This window comes from Streptomyces sp. NPDC007863 (genome assembly GCF_040633895.1).
Lineage (GTDB): Bacteria > Actinomycetota > Actinomycetes > Streptomycetales > Streptomycetaceae > Streptomyces.
Map to the genome: position 1 here is coordinate 1 of NZ_JBEYEI010000028.1, position 18865 is coordinate 18865.

The window sequence follows — 18865 nt, forward strand, 5'->3', positions numbered from 1 at the left end:
ACGAACTCGCCGACCGCATCGCCGTCCTCAACGGCGGAAAGATCGTCGCCGAAGGCACCGCCGACCAGCTCAAACGACAGATCCCCGGCGGCCACATCCGGCTCCGCTTCACCGGCCCCGACGCCTACCGGGCCGCCGTCACGACCATCCAGGTCGCCACGCGCGACGACGAGGCCCTGGCCCTCCAGATCCCCAGCGGCGGCACCCAGCGCGAACTGCGGTCGATCCTCGACTGGCTGGACGCCGCCGGCATCGAGGCGGACGAACTCACCGTCCACACCCCGGACCTGGACGACGTCTTCTTCGCCCTCACCGGCTCCGGCCACGCCCCCGCCGCCGCCCCGACGACCCAGAACCAGGAGTCCGCCCGATGAGCGCCTTCTCCCTCGCCGCCCGCGACTCGTCCACGATGCTGCGGCGGAACCTCCTGCACGCCCGCCGCTACCCCTCCCTCACCCTCAACCTCCTCCTCACTCCGGTGATGATGCTGCTGCTCTTCGTCTACGTCTTCGGTGACGTGATGAGCGCCGGCATGGGCGGCGGCGCGGACCGTGCCGCTTACATCGCCTACGTGGTCCCCGGCATCCTGATGATGACCGTCGGCGGCACGGTCGTGGGGACGGCGGTCTCCGTCTCCAACGACATGACCGAGGGCATCATCGCCCGCTTCCGCACGATGGCCATCCACCGGCCGTCGATCCTGGTCGGACACGTCGTCGGCAGCGTCCTCCAGTGCGTGATGAGCGTGCTCCTCGTCGGGGCCGTCGCCGTGGCCATCGGCTTCCGCGCCACCGACGCCACCGCCCTCGAATGGCTCGCCGCCTTCGGCATGACGATCCTGATCGCCTTCGCCCTGACGTGGATCGCCGTCGGCATGGGCCTGATCTCCCCCAACGCCGAGGCCGCCTCCAACAACGCCCTCCCGCTGGTCGTCCTCCCCCTGATCTCCAGCGCGTTCGTCCCGATCGACTCGATGCCGGGCTGGTTCCGGCCCATCGCCGAGTACCAGCCCTTCACCCCCGCCATCGAGACGCTCCGCGGCCTCCTCCTCGGCACCGAGATCGGCAACAGCGCCTGGATCGCCCTCGCCTGGTGCGCCGGCCTCACCGTCCTCGGCTACGTCTGGTCGAAGTCCACCTTCGACCGCGGCGCCGAGTAGCCCTCCACCAGCACCTTCGCGCCCCCAGGGCGGCGTACCCCGACACCCGTCGGCGTACGCCGCCCCTTCGCGCGCCCTGACGTCACCCCGCGTCCGCGATCCGCGCCAGCAGCGCCTCGTACGCGGCCCGTCGGTCGGGGCGGGCACGGGCGGCGGCCCTCCGCAGCGGCGGCACCGCTTCCGGACCCGCGCGCAGCACGGCCGCCTCGGCGGTGCGCCGCACGGTCTCCCGGCCGTGGTCGAGCAGGGTGACGAAGGCGGGAACCGCCGCCCGCCGCCGTGCCTGCGACAGCACGCGGATCGCGCCGCGCACCACGTCGGGCTGGGCGTCGCCGAGCAGCACCTCGGTCAGCCGCAGATACGCGTCCCGGTCGAGCAGCGCCCGCGCGACCCGGTGCGCGTGGAGGCGTACGCCCGCCTCGCGGTGGGTCAGCAGTGCGCGCAACTCCCCTTCCAGCAAAACTGGTTCGGTCTCTCCCGGGCGCTCCGTCAGAGCGGCCAGGGCGCGACGCACCCGCCGGGGCTCCGGCGACCGCAGCAGGGCGACCAGCTCCCCGTACGCGAGGGAGGACGCGTCCGGTACGGGAGCGGGGGCGCGGGCGCGCAGTGCGCGGAGCGCCGCCGCCTGCCGCTCGGCGGCCTCCGGGCCGTACGGCGGTCCGTCGGCGAGGACGATCCCGGCCTCGGGGTGCCGTTCGGCCAGCCGCGCGAGGAGGGGCGTGGACCGGAGGCGACGGCCGGTGAGCAGGTGGAGCAGACCCTCCTCGCCCGCGACGACCCGGCCCTCCAGGTACGCCGCGAGGTCATCGGCGTTCAGCCCGCGCAGCGCCGTGTACGCGTCGGACCGCGCCGTCACCGGCCCGTGCTGCCACAGGTCGAGGAGGAGGGGCAGCAGGGGCGCGAGCCGCCGTTCGTCGCGGACCGCGGCGGCGAGCCCGGCGACCCGGTCGGGCCGGAGCCCCGGGTCGCGCAGGGCCTCGGGGTCCGCCTCCGTCAGGGCGCCCGCCAGGGCGGTGTACGCGGCGTGGGCCGCCGGCGCGTCGACCCGGCCGCGCAGGTACGCGGCCAGTACGGCGGCGCGCGGCGCCGGTTCGGGCCAGGCGAGGAGGGCACCGGCCGCGGCGTTCCGCCGCTTCGGGTCGGCGGAGGCCAGCAGCGCGTACAGCCGGTCCCGTCGCGCGGCGGAACGCGTCTCGTCCCCGTCCACGGGGAGCGCCGCCTCCACCGGCCCGGGCTCCGCCGGGTTCCAGGGCGGGGCGTCGAGCGGCTGAAGGTCCGTCATCCAGTCGACGAGCGCCGTCCGTACGTCCTCCGCCGCCCCGGCCCACGCCTCCACGAGGGCGGCGAGCAGCTCGCGCGACGCCGCCGGACGCGCCCGCTGCCGGTAGGCGGCCAGGGCTCGCGTGCTCCTCGCGGCGGCGGCGAGGCCGGCGTACCGGGCCGATCGGGCGACCTCTCCGGTCTCCACTCCGGTCTCCACTCCGAACGCCTCCCGCAGCACCCGCGCCCCCGCGGCCGAAGGCTCGGCGGCGCGGGCGGCGCAGGCGAGTTCGCGGTCCAGATCGGCGCGGACGACGACCGCGCCGGCGCGCCGGAGCAGCGGCAGCGCCGAACGCCGACCCGGTCGGCGCACGGGCAACGCCCTTACGGTCGTGAGGACTTCGCCACGGACGGCGAGGCGGTCCGCGACGGACTCCAGGAGGGCCAGAAGTCCGTCCCGCACCTCTCCCTCCGCCTCCGCGAGGCCGTGGAGGAGGACCGTGGCGTGACGGGCGATCGCCGTGCGCTCGTGGACCGGCCACGGAGCCGGGCAGACCTCCGTCGGCAACACGGCCAGGACGGCCCCGCGCGCCTCGGCCGTGGTGGCGGCGAGTTCCAGCCAGTCGGAGAGGTACGGGCGCGTCGCGCCGAGCCGTACCGCGCGCGGCCGGGACTCGGCGAGGCGCAGGGCGGCGGCCGGGTCCCAGCCCTCCTCCGCGAGGTGGCGCAGGTCGGCGTCGTCCTGATCCGGGTCCGGTGCGGTGGCGAGCCCGGCGAGCAGGCGGGTCCGGGCGGGCGCCTCGGTGGCGCGGGCGGCCGCCTCGGTGACCGTGGCGGTGAGGGTGTCGCCGAGGAGGGCGCGCAGGGCGTCGAGGAGGTGGGCGCGCAGACCGGGGTTGTCGTCGCGGGCCAGGCGGTCGAGGAGCGCGGGGACGGCCCGGGGCGTTCCCGCGGTGGCGAGGGCGCGGGCGGCGGTCTTGCGGACGTTCATGGTGGGGTGGGCGAGGCAGTCGGCGATCGCGTCCGACGCCCAGCGGGCCCCGGCGTCGCCGAGGGCGCTCAGGGTCTGGCGCACGGTCTGCGGATCACGGTCGGGGCCCGTGAGGGCGAGGAGCGTCGCCGACACGGCCGCGACGCCGTCGCCCGTGGTGTCACGGGCGAGGAGGGCGACGACGTGCTTGCGCACATGCCGGTCGGGGTGGCGCAGGAGGTGGTGGACGCGGCGCCGGACCGTCCGGTGCGGGGCCCGTGGAAGCTCGAGCAACACCCGCAGCAGGACCGCCTGTTCGCCCGGAGTGAGTCCGGGCCGGTCGAGCAGTCCGAGGACGACGTCCGTGACGAGCGCCGGGCCGGCCTCGTCCCGGGACACGTCCAGGAGGCACACCGGCCGGATCCGGCCGCGCTCCCGCATCCGGCGCCCGAGGGGAATCAGCGCGTTCACGGCCGCCTCCGGCACCACCGGCTCCGCCTCGGGCACGGGTCCCGTGCCGCCTGCCTCCCAGGCGGCGGCCGCCTCCCCGGCGATGCGGAGCAGCAGGTCGGCGAGGACGGGCAGGAGGCCGGGACCGGCGTGCGCGGCGAGGCGCTGGAGGGCGGCGACGGGGCGATCGGGGTCCAGGTGGGCGGCGAGGAGCGAGAGTTCGCGCTCGTCGGGCCCGCCGAGGCCGGCGGCCATCCGGGCGGGCAGCTCGGCCGCGTCGACGCGCGCGAGCAGCTCCCGCCGGACCCCGGCGTCGTCGTTCAGCAGCCAGACGAGTTCCAGGGCGCGCTTGCGATGACCGCCCAACGCCCGTTCGACATGGGCGGGTTCAGGGGTCGGAGCGCCATCCGGGGCGACCGCGCCGAGGCCGAGGCCCGCGCCCAGGACGCGTACCGTACGCGCGCCGCCCACGGCCTCCAGCGCGTCGAGCGCGTCGGCCGGGGCGTGCGGGAGGGCGTCGAGGACGGCGTCCTCGGTGCCGGGGTCGCGCAGGACGCGCAGGGCGCTCAGGAACGGCCCCGGCGCCTGCGCGAGCGGCAGCAGGCGCGCGATCTCCCCCGCGACGGGCAGGCCCCCGACCCCCTGCCCGTCAAGGGCGACGAGCAGGTCGAGCCGGCGCGGCCACGCCGGATCGTCCGGGGGCGCGTCGACGAGCAGGCGCAGCACCGCGTGCCGCGCGGTGAAGAGCACCGTCGCCACGGCCTCGGCCGGGACGGTGTGGTCGGCGAGCGCGAGGGCCAGCACGGCCGGCACGTCCGCGTCGGCGGCGAAGTGGCCGCGCCGGTGCATCGCCCGCAGGCACTCCACCGCCGGTCCGGCGAAGAGCAGCGGGTCCTCACCGGCCAGGTCCAGGACCGCGGTCACGTCCTCCCGCCGCGCCCGCTCCCCGTACAGCTCCAGCGCCCGCCTCCGCGTCCCCGGCGGCGTCCGGTCCGCGTCCGCGGCGACCCACCACAGCAGATCCCCGTGCCCATGAGCGGCGGCGACGGTGAGCACGGCCCCGACGACCGCCGGCGACACGGACCGCTCGGACGGCACGGACGACACCGACGGCACAGACCGCACGGACGGCATGAGCAGATCGGCCAGCCGGGCGCGCGGCAGCGGCTCGGACGCGGCCCAGGGCTCGGCGAGTTCGGCCGACGCGCCCCGCACCACGGCCTCGGCGGTCGAGTCCAGCAGTCCGCTCAGAATCTCGCGGACGAAGCCGGGCGCGAGCCCACCCGTCCGGAGCCCTTCCCGGGCCAGCCGCAGCGCCTCACCCTCCAGCACGGCGTCCCCGGCGCCCGCCAGTCCGCCGACGAGCTCCGCCACGCCGGCGGGCTCCGCCCCGCGCGTGTGCACGCCCCGGACCGCCTGGTACAGCGCCTCCCCGCGTTCCTCGTGCCCGAGCACCGCCGCGGGCTCCCGCACGAGTTCCGCCCGCAGCAGCGCCGCCCGTACGGACGGCGCGAGCACGTCGTCGGGCCACTGCCGCCACCCCGGCGGAACCGTGCCGGCGGCGGCCCGGGCGAGCGCCGCCTCCGGGCTCGCCGGGACGGGCTCCGGAGGCCGCGGGGGCTGCGGACGCGGGTCGGCCTGGGGGTTCGACGTGGGGCGCACCCAGGGATCGTACGGTCCGCAAATCCGGATGAGGGGACGGCGGCCGGTCTGGCACACTCACCCCCGCAGGCAGAAAGGCTCGAACGTGCACCCGAAGGACCAGGCCCCCGAGAGCGGCGAACCCGCCGACGACCAGGGGGCGTACGAGACGCACGTGACCCTGCGCTGCGCGACCCGGACCGAACGGGCCCGCCTGGAGGCGTGGGCGGCGCGCCGGGGCCTGAAGCTCACCACCATCGTGCTCGCCCGGGGCCGGACGCCCGTCCAGCCGATGCTCACCCTCCCCGACCGGACGGGCCACCCGGCGCTGGTGGCCGCGCTGCGGGCGGACGGCTTCGAGCCGGTGCGGGTCAAGGTGGAGACCGTGCCGTGGAGCACCGAGCCGGTGGGGCCGGGCGGCGGCTACCACGAGCACCACCTCAAGCTGGCGCTGCCGTCGCCGTACGACCGCGCCGCGCTCGAAGCGCTCGTCGTCCCCCACGGGGCCCATGTCTCCTGGAACGCCCGCCGGGCCCTGCCCGGCCCGGGGGGCCGCCACGAACGCTTCGTGACGCAGCGCCACCCCGGCCCGGCGCCCGAGGCGCTCCGCGCCTGCGACGCCCTGCTCGCGGACCTGCTCTCCGCCGGATACGACGTGGTCGGCGAGGAGCGCGAACGGGTCCTCCACGACAGCGGCCTCACGGTGGACGCGGGCTGGCTGGAACCCGACACCCCTGGAGAGAAGACATGAGCGGCGACGGCACGGCCTGGACGGATCCCATCCCGGACGGCCCCGGCACGGCCGGGGAACCGGCCGCCGAGTACCGGCGGCGCAACGGCGGGCACCCCGGCACGCTGACCGCCGGCGTCGGGGCGGCGGCCGTCCGGCACCGCGCCTTCGACCCCGCCCTGAAGCACTTCCGGGACGCCTTCCGTCCCACGGACGACGTCATCGAGGACCCGGAGCTGCGCGCCCGCTGGCAGGCGGCCCGCCGTTCCGCCCTGGACCTGGTGCTCGCGGCGGTCGCCGGCTCGGCGTGGGCGGACTCGCTGGTGCTGCGGGGCAGCATGCTGATGTCGGCGTGGTTCGGGGAGGCCGCCCGGCCGCCCAAGGACATCGACTTCGTCGTCGTCCCCGAGACGTGGCGCATCGAGGAGCCCCGCACCCGGGTCATGCTCGACGACATCGCCCGGTCCGCCGACCGGCTCGCCCGGGCGCTCGACCTGGACCTGGTGATCGACGACGCCGGCGCCGTGACCGAGTACATCTGGACGTACGAACGGGTCCCCGGCCACCGTCTCGTGCTGCCGTGGAGCGCGCCGGGCCTGCCCGGCGGGCAGGTCCAGCTCGACTTCGTCTTCCACGAGCGCCTGCCGGCCCCGCCGCGGCCGGCGGACGTCGCCGGGGTGCGCGTGCGGGCGGCGGACCGCGAACTGTCCCTGGCGTGGAAGCTGCTCTGGCTGAGCTGCGACATGTATCCGCAGGCCAAGGACCTGTACGACGCCGTCCTCCTCGCCGAGAGCTGCACCCTGCCCCTGCCGCTCCTGGAGACCGTCCTGAACGAGGCCGACGAATGGCCGCTGGGCGTCGGCGTGCCGCTCGACCTCGCCGTGTTCGAGCGGGCCGCCCGGGAGGTCGACTGGTCGGCCTTCCCCGACGACCACGGGGCCGCGGGGAACAACGGGAACGGCGCACACGGCACGACCGCTTCGGGCCCGTCCCTCCGGGAGGAGCTGGTGACCCGTCTGGTGACCGCGCTGGCCCCGACGTTCGCCTCCTGAACGGCCCCGGCCGGGCGCCGGAGGGGCGTTGTCAGACCCTCACGACACCATGGGTCCATGACCGCGATTCCCGCCGCTGAGGCGCACCTTGTCCTGTCCAGCTCCGCCGCCTACGAGGACGCGCTCGACCGGCTGCGCGCCGCGTCCGGCGCCTACTACGCGGGCGAGAACAGCCCGCTGGACGACGCCTCGTACGACGCGCTGCGCCTGGCCGTGCTGGCGTGGGAGGCGGCGCACCCGGGCGAGGCGCCCGGTTCGCCGACGGGGCTCGTCGCCGACGGGGCCGCCCCGGAGGGCGACGTCGCGCACACCACCCGGCTGCTGAGCCTGGACAACGTGTTCGGGCCCGAGCAGCTGGTCGCGTGGGACGCCTCGCTCCAGCGGCGGCTCGGGCGGCCGGCGGAGGGCGGGTTCACCGTCGAGCCGAAGCTGGACGGCGCGGCGATCGCCGCGCGGTACCGGGACGGCCGGCTGGTGCGGGTCGTCACGCGCGGCGACGGCACGCACGGCGAGGACGTCAGCCACGTGGTGGGCTCGGTCGTCGGGCTGCCCGAGCGGCTGGCGGAGCCGGTGACCTTCGAGGTGCGGGGCGAGGTCCTGTTCACGCACGAGCAGTTCGAGACGGCTCAGCGGGTCCGCGCGGCACACGGCGGCGCGCCGTTCGCGAACCCGCGGAACGCGGTCGCGGGGACCCTGCGGGCCAAGGACCGGCCGTACCGCCTGGAGATGTCGTTCTGGGCGTACGGCGCCGTGGACCTGGACGGCGGATCGTTTCTTCCGGTGGGGGCGACGCACGCCGAGACGCTGGCGGCGGTCGCCGCGGCCGGCGTCCGGACGACGGCGGACACGCCCGCCGGGCTGCGCGTGGTCGCCACCGTCGCCGAGGCGCAGGCCGGGGTGGAGGAGATCGGCGCGCTGCGCGCCGGGCTCCCCTTCGGCATCGACGGCGTCGTCGTGAAGGCGAACAGCGCGGCCGAGCAGGCCGAGGCGGGGCTCGGCAGCCGCTTCCCGTACTGGGCCATCGCGTACAAGCTGTCGGCGGTCGAGCGGCAGACGGTGCTGCGGGACGTCGTGTGGGAGGTGGGACGCACGGGCGTGCTCGCGCCGACCGCCGTCCTCGACCCGGTCGAGATCGACGGCTCCACGGTCTCCCGCGCCACCCTGCACAACCCCGCGGACATCGCCCGCCGCGACCTCCACCTCGGCGACACCGTGACCGTGTACAAGGCCGGCGACATCATCCCGCGCGTCCAGGCGCCCGTGGTCGAGCTGCGCCCCGAGGACGCGGTGCCGGTCCCGCTGCCGGCCGCGTGCCCGAACTGCGGCGGCGAGATCGACAAGAGCCAGGAGCGCTGGCGGTGCGCCAAGGGCGCCGGCTGCGCGCTCGCCCGGCTCGTCGAGTACGCGGCCGGGCGCGACGTCCTCGACATCGACGGCCTCGGCAGGACCTACGTCAAGGCACTGATCGACTCCGGCCTGGTCACCGACGTGGCCGACCTGTTCACCCTCACCGAGGAGCAGCTGACGGTCGCCTCCGGCAGCGCCCGGCGCGGCGCGAAGCTGGCCGAGCAGTTCGAGCTGGCCCGCAGCCGCCCGCTGAGCCGGGTCTTCTGCGCCCTCGGCATCCGGGGCACGGGCCGCCGCATGTCGCGGCGGTTCGCCGCCCACTTCGGCACGATGGAGGCGATCCGCGCCGCGAGCGCCGAGGACCTGCTGGCCGTGGAGGGCATCGGCCCGGAGAAGGCCCCGGTGGTCGTCGCCGAACTGGCGGCGCTCGCCCCCGTCGTCGACAAACTGATCGCGGCGGGCGTGAACATGACGGAGCCCCGGCAGCCCGGACGCCCGGCCGGAGAGGCCGCCGGCGAGACCGAAGCGGCCGGCGCGGACGGCGCGGACGGCTCCGCGCCCGCCGAGGGCCCGCTCACCGGCAGGACGGTCGTCGTCACCGGGAAGATGACCGGCCGGCTCGACGGCTTCGGCCGCTCGCAGATGAACGAGCTCATCGAACGGGCCGGCGGCCGGGCGGGCAGCGGCGTCAACGGAAAGACGAGCTACCTCGTCGCCGCCGCCTCCCCCACGGGCAAGCCGAGCTCGAAGGCGGTCGCCGCCGAGAAGCTCGGCGTCGAGGTCCTCACCCCGGAGGCCTTCGCCGACCTCGTCGCCGACTACCTCGTCTGACCGCCCATGGCTCCGGGAGGGAGCGGGCTACGCCGCTCCGCCGCCCTGCGCGGACGTGCGCCGGCGCGGCCGCCGCTCGCCACCCCGCGCCGCGGGCTTGGCGGGGGCGTCCGCCTTGGCGGCACCCGCCCCGCCGGAGCCCGTACGGCGAGCGGTTCCCCGCCCGCCGGCGACGGAGCCCCGTCCACCGGCCTTGGCACCACCGGCGCCGCCACGGGCACCCGCGCCCACACCGGCCTTCGCGTCACCGCCGCCACCGGTGCCACGGGTACCGCCGGTACCACGGGCGCCACCGTCCCCGCGGGCTCCGGCACCACCACCGGCGCCGGCGCCGGCTCCCCCGCCCCCGCCGCGGCGCCGCCGCGGCGGACGGGTGCCGGCCTCGCCCGCCGGCTTGCGAGCCGGACGGGAGGCCGCAGGGGCGGCCTGCTGGGGCACCTCGATGGTGACGGCGACACCGGACGGCTCACGGGCGCCGGTGAGGGTGGTCAGCTCCTCGTCGCTCGACTTCAGGCGGGTCGTGCGGGGCTGGATGCCCGCGTCCCGCATCAGCTTGGTGACCTCGTGCTTCTGCTCGGGCAGGACCAGCGTGACGACGCTGCCGGAGCCGCCGGCGCGGGCGGTGCGGCCGCCGCGGTGCAGGTAGTCCTTGTGGTCGCCCGGCGGGTCGACGTTCACGACCAGGTCGAGGTCGTCGACGTGGATGCCGCGCGCCGCGACGTTCGTCGCCACCAGCGCGGTGACCTGGCCGTTCTTGAACTGCTCCAGGGTCCGGTTGCGCTGCGGCTGGGTGCGGCCGCCGTGCAGCGCCGCCGCCCGGACGCCGACGGACAGCAGCCGCTTGGCGAGCCGGTCCGCCGACCGCTTGGTGTCGAGGAAGAGGATGACCCGGCCGTCACGGGCCGCGATGCGGGTGGTGACGGCCTTCTTGTCGGTGGCGTCCAGCACGTGGAGCACGTGGTGCTCCATCGTGGTGACCGCGCCCGCGGACGGGTCCACGGAGTGCACCACGGGGTCCGTCAGGAACCGCTTCACCAGCTGGTCGATGTTCCGGTCCAGGGTGGCGGAGAAGAGCATCCGCTGCCCGTCGTCCCGCACCTGCTTGATCAGCTTGGTGATCTGCGGCAGGAAGCCCATGTCGGTCATCTGGTCGGCCTCGTCCAGGACCGTGATGCGCACGTCGTCCAGGACGCAGTCGCCGCGCTCGACGAGGTCGTTGAGCCGGCCGGGGCTCGCCACGACCACCTCGACGCCGCGCCGCAGCGTGGCGGCCTGCTTGGTGATCGAGAGGCCGCCGACGATGGTGGCCATCCGGACGTTCACCGCGGTCGCGTACGGGGCCAGGGAGTCCGTCACCTGCTGGGCCAGCTCGCGGGTGGGCACCAGGACCAGCGCGAGCGGCGCCCGGGACTCGGCGCGCAGCCCGGCCGTGCGGGCCAGCAGCGCGAGCCCGAAGGCGAGGGTCTTGCCGGAGCCGGTCCGCCCCCGCGCCAGCACGTCACGGCCGGCGAGCGAGTCGGGCAGGGTGGCGCCCTGGATCGGGAAGGGCGTGGTCACGCCCTGTGCGGTGAGGGTCGCGAGCAGTCCCGCCGGCATGTCCAGTGCGGCGAAGTCGTCCACGGCGGGGAGGGCGGGCGTCGCGCTCTCCGGCATGCGGAACTCGCCGCCCGAGGCCGAGGACGGAGCCGAGGAGGGAACCGAGACGGGAGAGGAGCCTCGCTTGCTCGACTTCCGGGGCCTGCGGGACATAAACGTTCTGCCTTTCTTCGAACAGCACAAACCGGGGTCCGCACCACGAAGGTGCGGACCCCGGCGGGCGACGGACGGACGTCCGGCGATCAGGCGGGGACGATGTTCTCCGCCTGGGGGCCCTTCTGGCCCTGCGTGACGTCGAACGTGACGCGCTGGCCTTCCTGGAGCTCACGGAAGCCGGAGGCGTTGATGTTCGAGTAGTGGGCGAACACGTCCGGACCGCCGCCGTCCTGCTCGATGAAGCCGAAGCCCTTTTCCGCGTTGAACCACTTCACGGTTCCCTGTGCCATGACCTTCTCCTTCTGTAGGCAGAGGCCCCATCCGGAGATGCCGGTAAAACGAATAATGCGCCTGCGGAAAAGCATTCCGGTCAGGCGCACATAGGTTCATGGGTACCACAACTGCAACAAGCCCACCGTAGCACGATCCGGCTGGCAAGGCCGGAGGGGGCGCGCGGCGTGTCACCGCGCGCCCCCTCCGGCTTCTTCCGCCGTCGCGGCTCAGGCGGTGACGGCCGCCAGCAGGTTCGCCACGATCATCAGGACGACCCCGAGCCGGTGCACGGCGAAGCCGGTACGGCGGGCCCTCATGATGTCGCCGGACCGGAAGCCGAGCAGGTACTGGCGCAGCCGCAGCAGCGAGGCCGGCAGCATCACCAGGACGAACCACCAGGGGGCGACGCCCACGAGGCTCGCGACGGCGATCGTCAGGAACTCGGCGAGGGAGAGGGCGCCGATGAACCGGGCGTTCCCGCGCTCCGAGGCCAGGGCGGCGACGGTGGGCCTGCCCACCGCGCGGTCGCCGTCCACGTCGTTGGTGTTCGAGTAGACGCCGAACATCAGCGGGCCGAAGCCGAAGAGCACGGCCTGGACGAGGAGGAAGCCGGTGGCCTGCCCGGTGACCATGCCGTACGGGAGAATCACCAGGGCGAAGCCGAGGGCGACCAGGTAGAGCTCCTGGAAGCCGTGGTAGCTGAGCTTGACCCCGTACGAGTACTGGAGCGTCACCACCCACAGCACGACGAGCCCGATCGTGGTCCAGGCCGGGCGGTGCGGGGCGAGGACGGCGGTCACCCCGAACAGCAGGGCGGCCAGGACGGCGCTCGCCCAGGCGAAGCGCAGCGCCTCGGGCACCGTGAGCGCCCCCGCCACCAGCGGCTTGCGCCGGACGTTGCGCAGCGGGTGGTCGGGGCCGTAGTTGGTGATGTCGCTGCCGTCGCGGAAGCCCGTGACGTCGTCGAAGGCGGTCATCGCCATGAGCAGGAAGACCTGCCCGACGAGGAAGACGCCGAAGAGCGCGGCCGTCCGCCCGGTGAGCGCGCCGGCGGGCAGCAGGACGGCGGAGAGGGCGATGAAGGTGCCCAGGTAGTAGTCGTAGACGTCCAGCTTGCCGAGCCGCGCGTAGGTCCGGAGCCTGCTGTCGGCGGCGGGGGCGGCGGCCGGGCCGTCGGGGGCGGCGGTGTCGGGCGCGGTGGTCGTCGTGAGCGTGGAGTCTGTCATGTCGCCTCGGAGCGTGGGGTGGAGAGGGGGGTACGGGCGGGGCGGCGGCCCTGCACGGAGTAGAGGACGCCGGTCGCGGCGGCGAACCCCGGGTCGCGCATCAGCGCGCCGAGCCGGTCCAGCTCGGCGGGGGTGAAGCCCGCGTCGAGGAGCCGGGGCGCGAGATGGGCGAGGTGGTGGAGCTGGAGGCCGAGCGCGGGCGTGCCGGGGGCGCGCACCAGGACGTGCGGCCGGATGCGCAGGCCGGTGAGGCCCGCCTCGCGCAGCGCGGCGGGTGCCCGGCGGCCCCAGGTGGGGTCGCCGCCCGCCGCGCGCATCAGGTCGGTCCTGGCCGTGGTGAAGCGCTCGTAGAGCCGGGCGTCCTCCGGGGAGGGCGCGAGGAGGCACGGTTCGTGTCCGGCGTCGAACTCGTCGACCTGGAGGAGTCCGCCGGGCCGGAGCGCGCGGACCAGCCGGGCCAGGACGGCCTGTCGTTCGGGCAGGTGCTGGAGGACGAGGCGGGCGACGACGAGGTCGTACGCCTCCTCGGGGAGCGGGTCGGTGACGACGTCGTGGCCGAGGACGGTCAGTCCGGGTGCCGGTGCGATCCGGCCCGGTTTGATGTCGGTGGCGGTGACGGTGCCGCCGGGCGTGACCAGCCGGAGCAGGGCGTACGAGACGCTGCCGGCGCCCGCCCCGATCTCCAGGCAGTCCATGCCGGGCGTCACCCCGGCCTCCCGGAGGTGGCCGAGGGTGAGCGGGTCGAGGGCGCCTTCGAGGGAGGCGTGGTGGCGGGCGCTGTGCGGGCTGTCGTTGTCGAAGACGTAGCCGCCGGGCGCGGGGGGCGGGGGCGCGGTCATGTCCAGCGGCCGGTGCCGCAGGTCTCGGCGCTGCCGGTGAGCTGTTCGAGGAGGACGGCGCGGCGGACCTTCCCGGTGGCGGTGCGCGGGACCTCGTCCCAGGCGACGACGGCGGGTTCGGCGAGCGGCGGGAGGCCGTCCGCGGCGCGCTTCCAGCTCGCGGGGTCGAGGGCGCCGTCCTCGGTGACGACGACGGGCAGCGGTGCGGCGCCGCCGGTCCGGGCGAGGACGACGCACTCCAGGGCCTCGGGAAGCAGGTCCTCCAGCATGTCCTCGGCCTGGAGGCAGCTGAAGCCGGGGAGGTGGTCGACCTCGCGGTCGAGGAGCCGGACGCTGCCGTCGCGGGCGATCGTCCCGATGTCGCCGGTGTTCCACCAGTCGCCGTGCGCCTTGGCCGCCCAGCGCTCCGACTCGCCGGGGTAGTCGGGGGCGAGGGCCTTGGTGCGGCACAGGATGAGCCCGGGGGTGCCGGCGGGCACGGGGAGGAAGGTGTCGGGGTCGACGGCCTTGAGGCGGGTCTTCAGGGGGACGGGGCGCCCGAGGTCGCGCGCGGTCGTCGCGGTGCCGTCGGCGGCCCGGGCGACGGAGCGGCGGGTGTGGAAGGCGAAGGTCAGCGGCCCGGTCTCGCTCTGTCCCCAGCCCTGCATCCACAGCGGCCGGCGCCGGGTGCTGGCCTGGAGGTAGGAGCGGATGACGGGCGGGTGCACGGCGTCGTAGGTGCTGATGTAGGTGCGGACGTCCCGGAAGGGCTGGTCCAGGCGGCGGGTGAGCGGGCGGAGCCGTACGTAGTGGGAGGGCAGCGCCTCGACGACGGTCGGCGGGTGGGCGCGCAGCAGCAGGTCGGCGGTGTCGGGCAGGCCCCGGGAGTCGAGGGAGATGTGCCGGGGTCCGCGGACGGGGGCGACGGCGGTCCAGCAGATGGTGCGGCCGTGGGCGTAGGAGCTGGCGTTGAAGAGGCTGTCGTCCCGGCGCAGGCCGATGCGGGGCGTCGGCAGGGTCTCGAAGCGGGCGAGGTGGTGGATGAGGGTGCGGGTGGTGTGGGCGACGAGCTTCGGTACGCCGGTGGTGCCGCTGGTGTGGACGACGACCAGGGGGGCGTCGTCGTCGCGGGGGTGCGGTCCGGGGTCGGTCGCGCCGGCGAGCTCGTCGAGGTGGACGGTGCCGTCGGGGAGGGCGTCGCGGGGGCCGACGACGACGGTGGTGCGGGCGGTTCCCGCGAGGTCGACGGCGGGGTCGCGGCGCAGGACGTCGGCGTCGGTGACGAGGACGGTGGGGGCGCAGCGGTCCAGGAGGACCCGCAGGACCCCGGGCGCGAGCCGGTCGGAGAGCTTCACGGGGACGGCGCCGACGCGGACGGCGGCGCAGGCGATCAGGTCGTAGTCCCAGTGGTTGGCCTTGACGATGGCGACGCGGTCGCCGGGGCCGGCTCCGGCGGCGGCGAGGGCGCCGGCGGTCTCCCGGACGAGCAGGGCGAGTTCCGGGACGGTCCATTCGGTGGCGCCGTTGCCGGTGGGCGAGGGGGCCAGGTCGAAGGGGCGGTCGAGGTGGATGCGGGTGGGGGTGCCGGCGTCGGCGAGTTCGTCGAAGAGGGTGCCGAGGTCGTGCGGGGTCATGCGGCGGTCTCCTGCCGGGTGGTACGGCCCCGGTGCGGGGCGAGGTGGGCGAGGACGCGGGCGGCGGCGAGGGCGCCGGAGCGGGCGGCGCCCTCGCTGGAGGGCCGGGCGGCGACCCAGTCGCCGGCGTACTCGACGGCGCGGGCCGGGCGGCGCAGGAAGGCGGCGCGGACGGCGAGGGCGCGGGGGGTGAGTTCGGGCATGGCCTCGGGCCAGTGGTGGACGTGGGTCGCGGTGAGGGCGGCGCCGAGGCCGGGGACGTACCGTTCGGCGGCGGCGGTGAGCCGGCGGGCGGCTTCGTCCTCGGTGGCCCCGGCGAGTTCGGGGATGTGACGCGGCGAGGCGAGCAGGCTGATGAGACCGGCGCCGGCGGGGGCCCGGTCGGCGCATTTGAGGTGGTCGGCGATGACGCAGGAGAGGAGGGGCTCCTCGACGGCGGGGGTGAGCAGGGCGTAGCCGCCGCCGCGCGGGGCGAGGGGCCGGTCGAGGGCGCAGCTGACCTTGAACATGGGCCGGAAGGTGGAGGCGGCGACGTATCCGGCGTCGGCCGGGTGGGGGCCGCCGGTGAGCCTGACGGCGACCGGGGCGGGCACGGCGAGGACGACGGCGCGGGCGGTGAGGGTGGTGCCGTCGACGGTGAGCCGGGCGTGGTCGCCGTGGTCGGTGACCTCGTCGACCCGGTGGCCGTAGCGGGTGGTGAGTCCGGCGGCGAGGCGGGTGGCGAGGAGGTCCATGCCGCCCCGGTAGGTGCGCCAGGCGGAGACGGGTCCGACGGCGAGGAGCAGTCCGACGAGGGGTGCGGCGGCGCTGCGTCCGGCGTCCCAGCCGAAGAAGGCGGCGGAGAGCGGCTGGAGCAGGTGGTCGTGGAGGTCGGGGTGGTAGGCGCGGGCGGCGTCGGCGATGGTGTCGGAGCCGAGCGGGGTGGTCTCGGGGTGGTCGTGGTCGATCTCGGCGCGGCGGCGTCCGCTCCAGGAGAGGAAGCGGGCCAGGGAGGGCCGGGCGCCGGGCACGAGGCCGGCACCGGTGAGGACGGCCCGGGGTTCGCCGACGCCGTTGTGGGGCCGGCCGCCGCGCCACACGGCCATGGGGCGGCCGATGCGGGGCACGTCGTCGGGGGTGAGTCCGGCGCGGCGGATCAGCTGCCAGGTGGCGCGGTAGCCCTGGGCGGAGATCTGTTCGGCCCCGGTGTCGATGAGGTAGCCGTCGCGGCGGACGCTGCGCATCCGGCCGCCGGGGGCGTCGGCGGCCTCGAAGACGCACACCTCGTGGCCGTTGCGGCGCAGTTCGTGGGCGGCGGCGAGTCCGGCGAGTCCGGAGCCGATGACGGCGATGTCGAGGTCAGGGGTCATGCGGGGCTACTCCGTGCGGGGCGGGGGCGGGGGACGCGGCCCGTCCGGGGCCGTGCGGTCACCGGCGGGCGCGCGGGACGTGGGCGCGGACGGCGTCGGTGACGCGTTCGACCTGGGCGTCGGTGAGCCGGTGGTGGACGGGCAGGGAGAGGTGCCGGCGGGCGGCGTCGCGGGCGTGCGGCAGGCCGGGGCCCGGCTGGGCGGCGGCGACGGGGGCGAAGGCGGTCTGTTCGGGGAGGGTCCTCGGGTAGTAGACGTGGGTGTCGACGCCGGCGGCGGAGAGGTGGTCGCGCAGGGCGTCCCGGTCGTCGGCGAGCAGGGTGTAGACGTAGTAGCAGCGGCCGTCGGTGCCGGGCGGCGGGGTGGTGATGCCGGGCAGTCCCGCGAGGTGTTCGGTGTAGTGGGCGGCGATGCGGGCGCGGCGCTCCAGGCGGGCGTCGAGGCCGGCGAGCCGGTGGAGCTGGAAGGCGGCCTGGATCTCGTCGAAGCGGCTGTTGACGCCGATCTGGTGGTGGAGGAAGCGGTTGACCCCGTCCTGGCCGTGGTTGCGGAGCATGCGGACGGCGCGGCCGGTCTCCTCGTCGCGGGTGACGACGGCGCCGCCCTCGCCGGGCATGCCGAAGGACTTGACCTGGACGAAGGAGTAGAGCCCGGCGTCGCCCCAGAGTCCGGCGGGGGTGCCGTCGAGGACGGCGCCCTGGGCGACGGCGGAGTCCTCGACGAGCCGCAGGCCGTGCTCGGCGGCGAGGGCGGTGAAGCGGGGCATGTCGGCCATGACGGAGAACATGTGGGCCGGCAGCAGGGCCTTGGTCCGTGCGGTGACGCGGGTCTCGGCGTCGGCGGGGTCGAGGGTGAGGGTGACGGGGTCGATGTCGCCGAAGACGGGGACGGCGCCGGTGTGGAGGACGGCGGCGGCGAGCGGGGCGCAGCCGAAGGCGGGGACGACGACCTCGTCGCCGGCGCCGATGCCGAGGGCGGTGAGGATCAGCTGGAGGGCGGAGGTGCCGCTGGAGCAGGCGACGACGTCGGCGGCGCCGAGCCGCTCGCGCAGGGCGTCCTCGAAGCGGCGGGTGCGGTCGCCGAGGATGAACTTCTGGTCGGCGCCGGTGCCGATCTCGTACAGGAGCCGCAGCAGGGTGTCGCGGTCCTCGTGGAACAGGTCGGGCGGGAAGAAGGGGACGCGGTCGCCGGGGGCGGCGGTCGGCTCGGTGGCCCGGTCGCTGGTGGTGGTCATGCGGGCACCTTCCCGGTGTGGAACGCGCGGACGGCGGCGCAGACCCGGTCCACCTCGTCCTCGGTGAGATCGGCGTGGAGGGGCAGGGCGACGGCGGCGCGGGAGGCGGCCTCGGCGACGGGGAAGTCACCGGGCCGGTGGCCGAGTTCGGCGAAGCAGGGCTGGAGGTGGAGCGGGCGCGGGTAGTACGTCTCGGTGCCGATGCCCTGGTCCTGGAGGTGGTCGACGAGCGCGTCGCGGCGTTCGGTCTCGATCAGGTAGACGTAGAAGACCTCGTCGGGGGCGCCGGTGACGGCGGGCAGCCGGGTGATGCCGGGCGTGCCGCGCAGGCCTTCGTCGTAGCGGCGGGCGAGGGCGGCGCGGTGGCGGACGTCCTCGTCGAGGACGGTGAGCTTGGCGAGCAGGACGGCGGCCTGGAGGTCGTCCATCTTGCTGTTGTGGCCGATGTGCACGGTCTCGTTGGAGATGCCGGGGAAGTGGGCGAGGGTGCGTCCGGTGCGGCCGTGGTGGCGGAGGGCGGCGACGTGTTCGGCGAGCTCCGGGTCGTCGGTGAGGACGGCGCCGGCGTCGCCGAGCGCGCCGAGCGTCTTGCTGGGGAAGAAGGAGAGCACGCCGCCGCGTCCGTGCAGCCCGGCGTGGACGCCGTCCTGCCGCATGCCGATGCCTTCGGCGCTGTCCTCCAGGAGCGTGAGGCCCCGGTCGGCGGCGTAGGCGGAGAGCGCCGCCATGTCGGCCATCCGGGAGAAGAGGTGCACGGGCATCAGGAACCGTGCCCCGTCCGCGTCCTCGTCCCGGATGGTGTCGGGGCTCATGGCGTACGTGTCCGGTTCCACGTCCGTGAAGACGGGCCGGCCGCCGGCCAGGACGACGGCGCTGGCGGTGGCCACGAAGGAGTACGTGGGGACGAGGACCCGGTCCCCCGGGCGCAGTCCGCACGCCTGGAGGAGGAGCACCAGGGCGTCGGTGCCGCTGTTCACGCCGATGACGTGGCGGGCGCCGGTGTACCGCGCGAGGGCGTTTTCCAGGAGGCCGACCCGGCGGGAATGCGAGAACTTGCCGTCGGCGAAAATCTCGTCCACTCCGGCCCGCAGTTCCGGCCAGATCTTTTCGAACGTCTTTGCCTGGGAGAAAAAGGGAAT

General features: G+C 75.6%; 13 protein-coding genes and 1 pseudogene. 5 read left to right on the forward strand and 9 right to left on the reverse strand.

The window, feature by feature from the left end; translation table 11 throughout:
* Window positions 1-374, forward strand: a pseudogene (locus ABZ621_RS33490) (ABC transporter); the annotation flags it as partial.
* Window positions 371-1159: an ABC transporter permease gene (locus ABZ621_RS33495; RefSeq protein ID WP_360610325.1), complete on the forward strand. Its 789-nt coding sequence runs from the start codon at window positions 371-373 to the stop codon at window positions 1157-1159. The pseudogene ABZ621_RS33490 and the gene ABZ621_RS33495, both read left to right, overlap by 4 nt.
* 82 nt (window positions 1160-1241) lie before the next feature.
* On the opposite strand, the gene ABZ621_RS33500 is transcribed toward ABZ621_RS33495, so the two are convergent.
* Entirely contained in the window at window positions 1242-5501 is a 4260-nt protein-coding gene (locus ABZ621_RS33500) for a HEAT repeat domain-containing protein (protein ID WP_360610327.1), read from the reverse strand.
* An 85-nt stretch (window positions 5502-5586) separates the two neighbouring features.
* Here ABZ621_RS33500 and ABZ621_RS33505 point away from each other — a divergent pair, with 85 nt between their 5' ends.
* The 3 genes from ABZ621_RS33505 to ligA are packed head-to-tail and all read left to right on the forward strand — an operon-like array spanning window position 5587 to window position 9440.
* Window positions 5587-6231, forward strand: a complete 645-nt coding sequence (locus ABZ621_RS33505) for a hypothetical protein (protein WP_360610329.1) — start codon at window positions 5587-5589, stop codon at window positions 6229-6231.
* Window positions 6228-7262 (forward strand): nucleotidyl transferase AbiEii/AbiGii toxin family protein, encoded by a 1035-nt coding sequence (locus ABZ621_RS33510; RefSeq protein ID WP_360610331.1) that lies wholly within the window; start codon window positions 6228-6230, stop codon window positions 7260-7262. The genes ABZ621_RS33505 and ABZ621_RS33510 overlap by 4 nt, the downstream gene beginning before the upstream one ends.
* Before the next feature lie 57 nt (window positions 7263-7319).
* The gene (gene ligA, locus ABZ621_RS33515) at window positions 7320-9440 is read left to right on the forward strand and encodes an NAD-dependent DNA ligase LigA (RefSeq protein ID WP_360610333.1); all 2121 of its coding nucleotides are present in this window, start codon (window positions 7320-7322) and stop codon (window positions 9438-9440) included.
* Between the two features lie 27 nt (window positions 9441-9467).
* Here ligA and ABZ621_RS33520 read toward each other — a convergent pair whose 3' ends face one another.
* From ABZ621_RS33520 to ABZ621_RS33555, 8 genes are all read right to left on the reverse strand, one after another.
* Window positions 9468-11093: a DEAD/DEAH box helicase gene (locus tag ABZ621_RS33520; RefSeq protein WP_360610334.1), complete on the reverse strand. Its 1626-nt coding sequence runs from the start codon at window positions 11091-11093 to the stop codon at window positions 9468-9470.
* 185 nt (window positions 11094-11278) lie between these two features.
* A complete protein-coding gene (locus ABZ621_RS33525) occupies window positions 11279-11482 on the reverse strand; it encodes a cold-shock protein (protein ID WP_169093332.1) in 204 nt (67 codons plus the stop codon).
* A 210-nt stretch (window positions 11483-11692) separates the two neighbouring features.
* Window positions 11693-12691, reverse strand: a complete 999-nt coding sequence (locus ABZ621_RS33530; RefSeq protein ID WP_360610337.1) for a UbiA family prenyltransferase — start codon at window positions 12689-12691, stop codon at window positions 11693-11695.
* Window positions 12688-13530 carry a methyltransferase gene (locus ABZ621_RS33535; RefSeq protein ID WP_360610339.1) on the reverse strand — a complete coding sequence of 281 codons (843 nt, stop codon included), beginning with the start codon at window positions 13528-13530 and terminating at the stop codon, window positions 12688-12690. The genes ABZ621_RS33530 and ABZ621_RS33535 overlap by 4 nt, the downstream gene beginning before the upstream one ends.
* Window positions 13527-15143, reverse strand: coding sequence for a class I adenylate-forming enzyme family protein (locus tag ABZ621_RS33540; RefSeq protein WP_360610341.1), 1617 nt, complete (start codon window positions 15141-15143; stop codon window positions 13527-13529). Before ABZ621_RS33540 ends, ABZ621_RS33535 begins: the two co-directional genes overlap by 4 nt.
* Complete coding sequence (locus tag ABZ621_RS33545) at window positions 15140-16492, reverse strand: NAD(P)/FAD-dependent oxidoreductase (protein ID WP_360610343.1); 1353 nt, start codon at window positions 16490-16492, stop codon at window positions 15140-15142. The genes ABZ621_RS33540 and ABZ621_RS33545 overlap by 4 nt, the downstream gene beginning before the upstream one ends.
* Before the next feature lie 58 nt (window positions 16493-16550).
* On the reverse strand, window positions 16551-17726 hold the full coding sequence (locus tag ABZ621_RS33550) for a DegT/DnrJ/EryC1/StrS family aminotransferase (protein ID WP_360610345.1): 1176 nt from the start codon (window positions 17724-17726) through the stop codon (window positions 16551-16553).
* Entirely contained in the window at window positions 17723-18805 is a 1083-nt protein-coding gene (locus ABZ621_RS33555; protein WP_360610347.1) for a DegT/DnrJ/EryC1/StrS family aminotransferase, read from the reverse strand. Before ABZ621_RS33555 ends, ABZ621_RS33550 begins: the two co-directional genes overlap by 4 nt.
* Window positions 18806-18865: the final 60 nt, after the last annotated feature.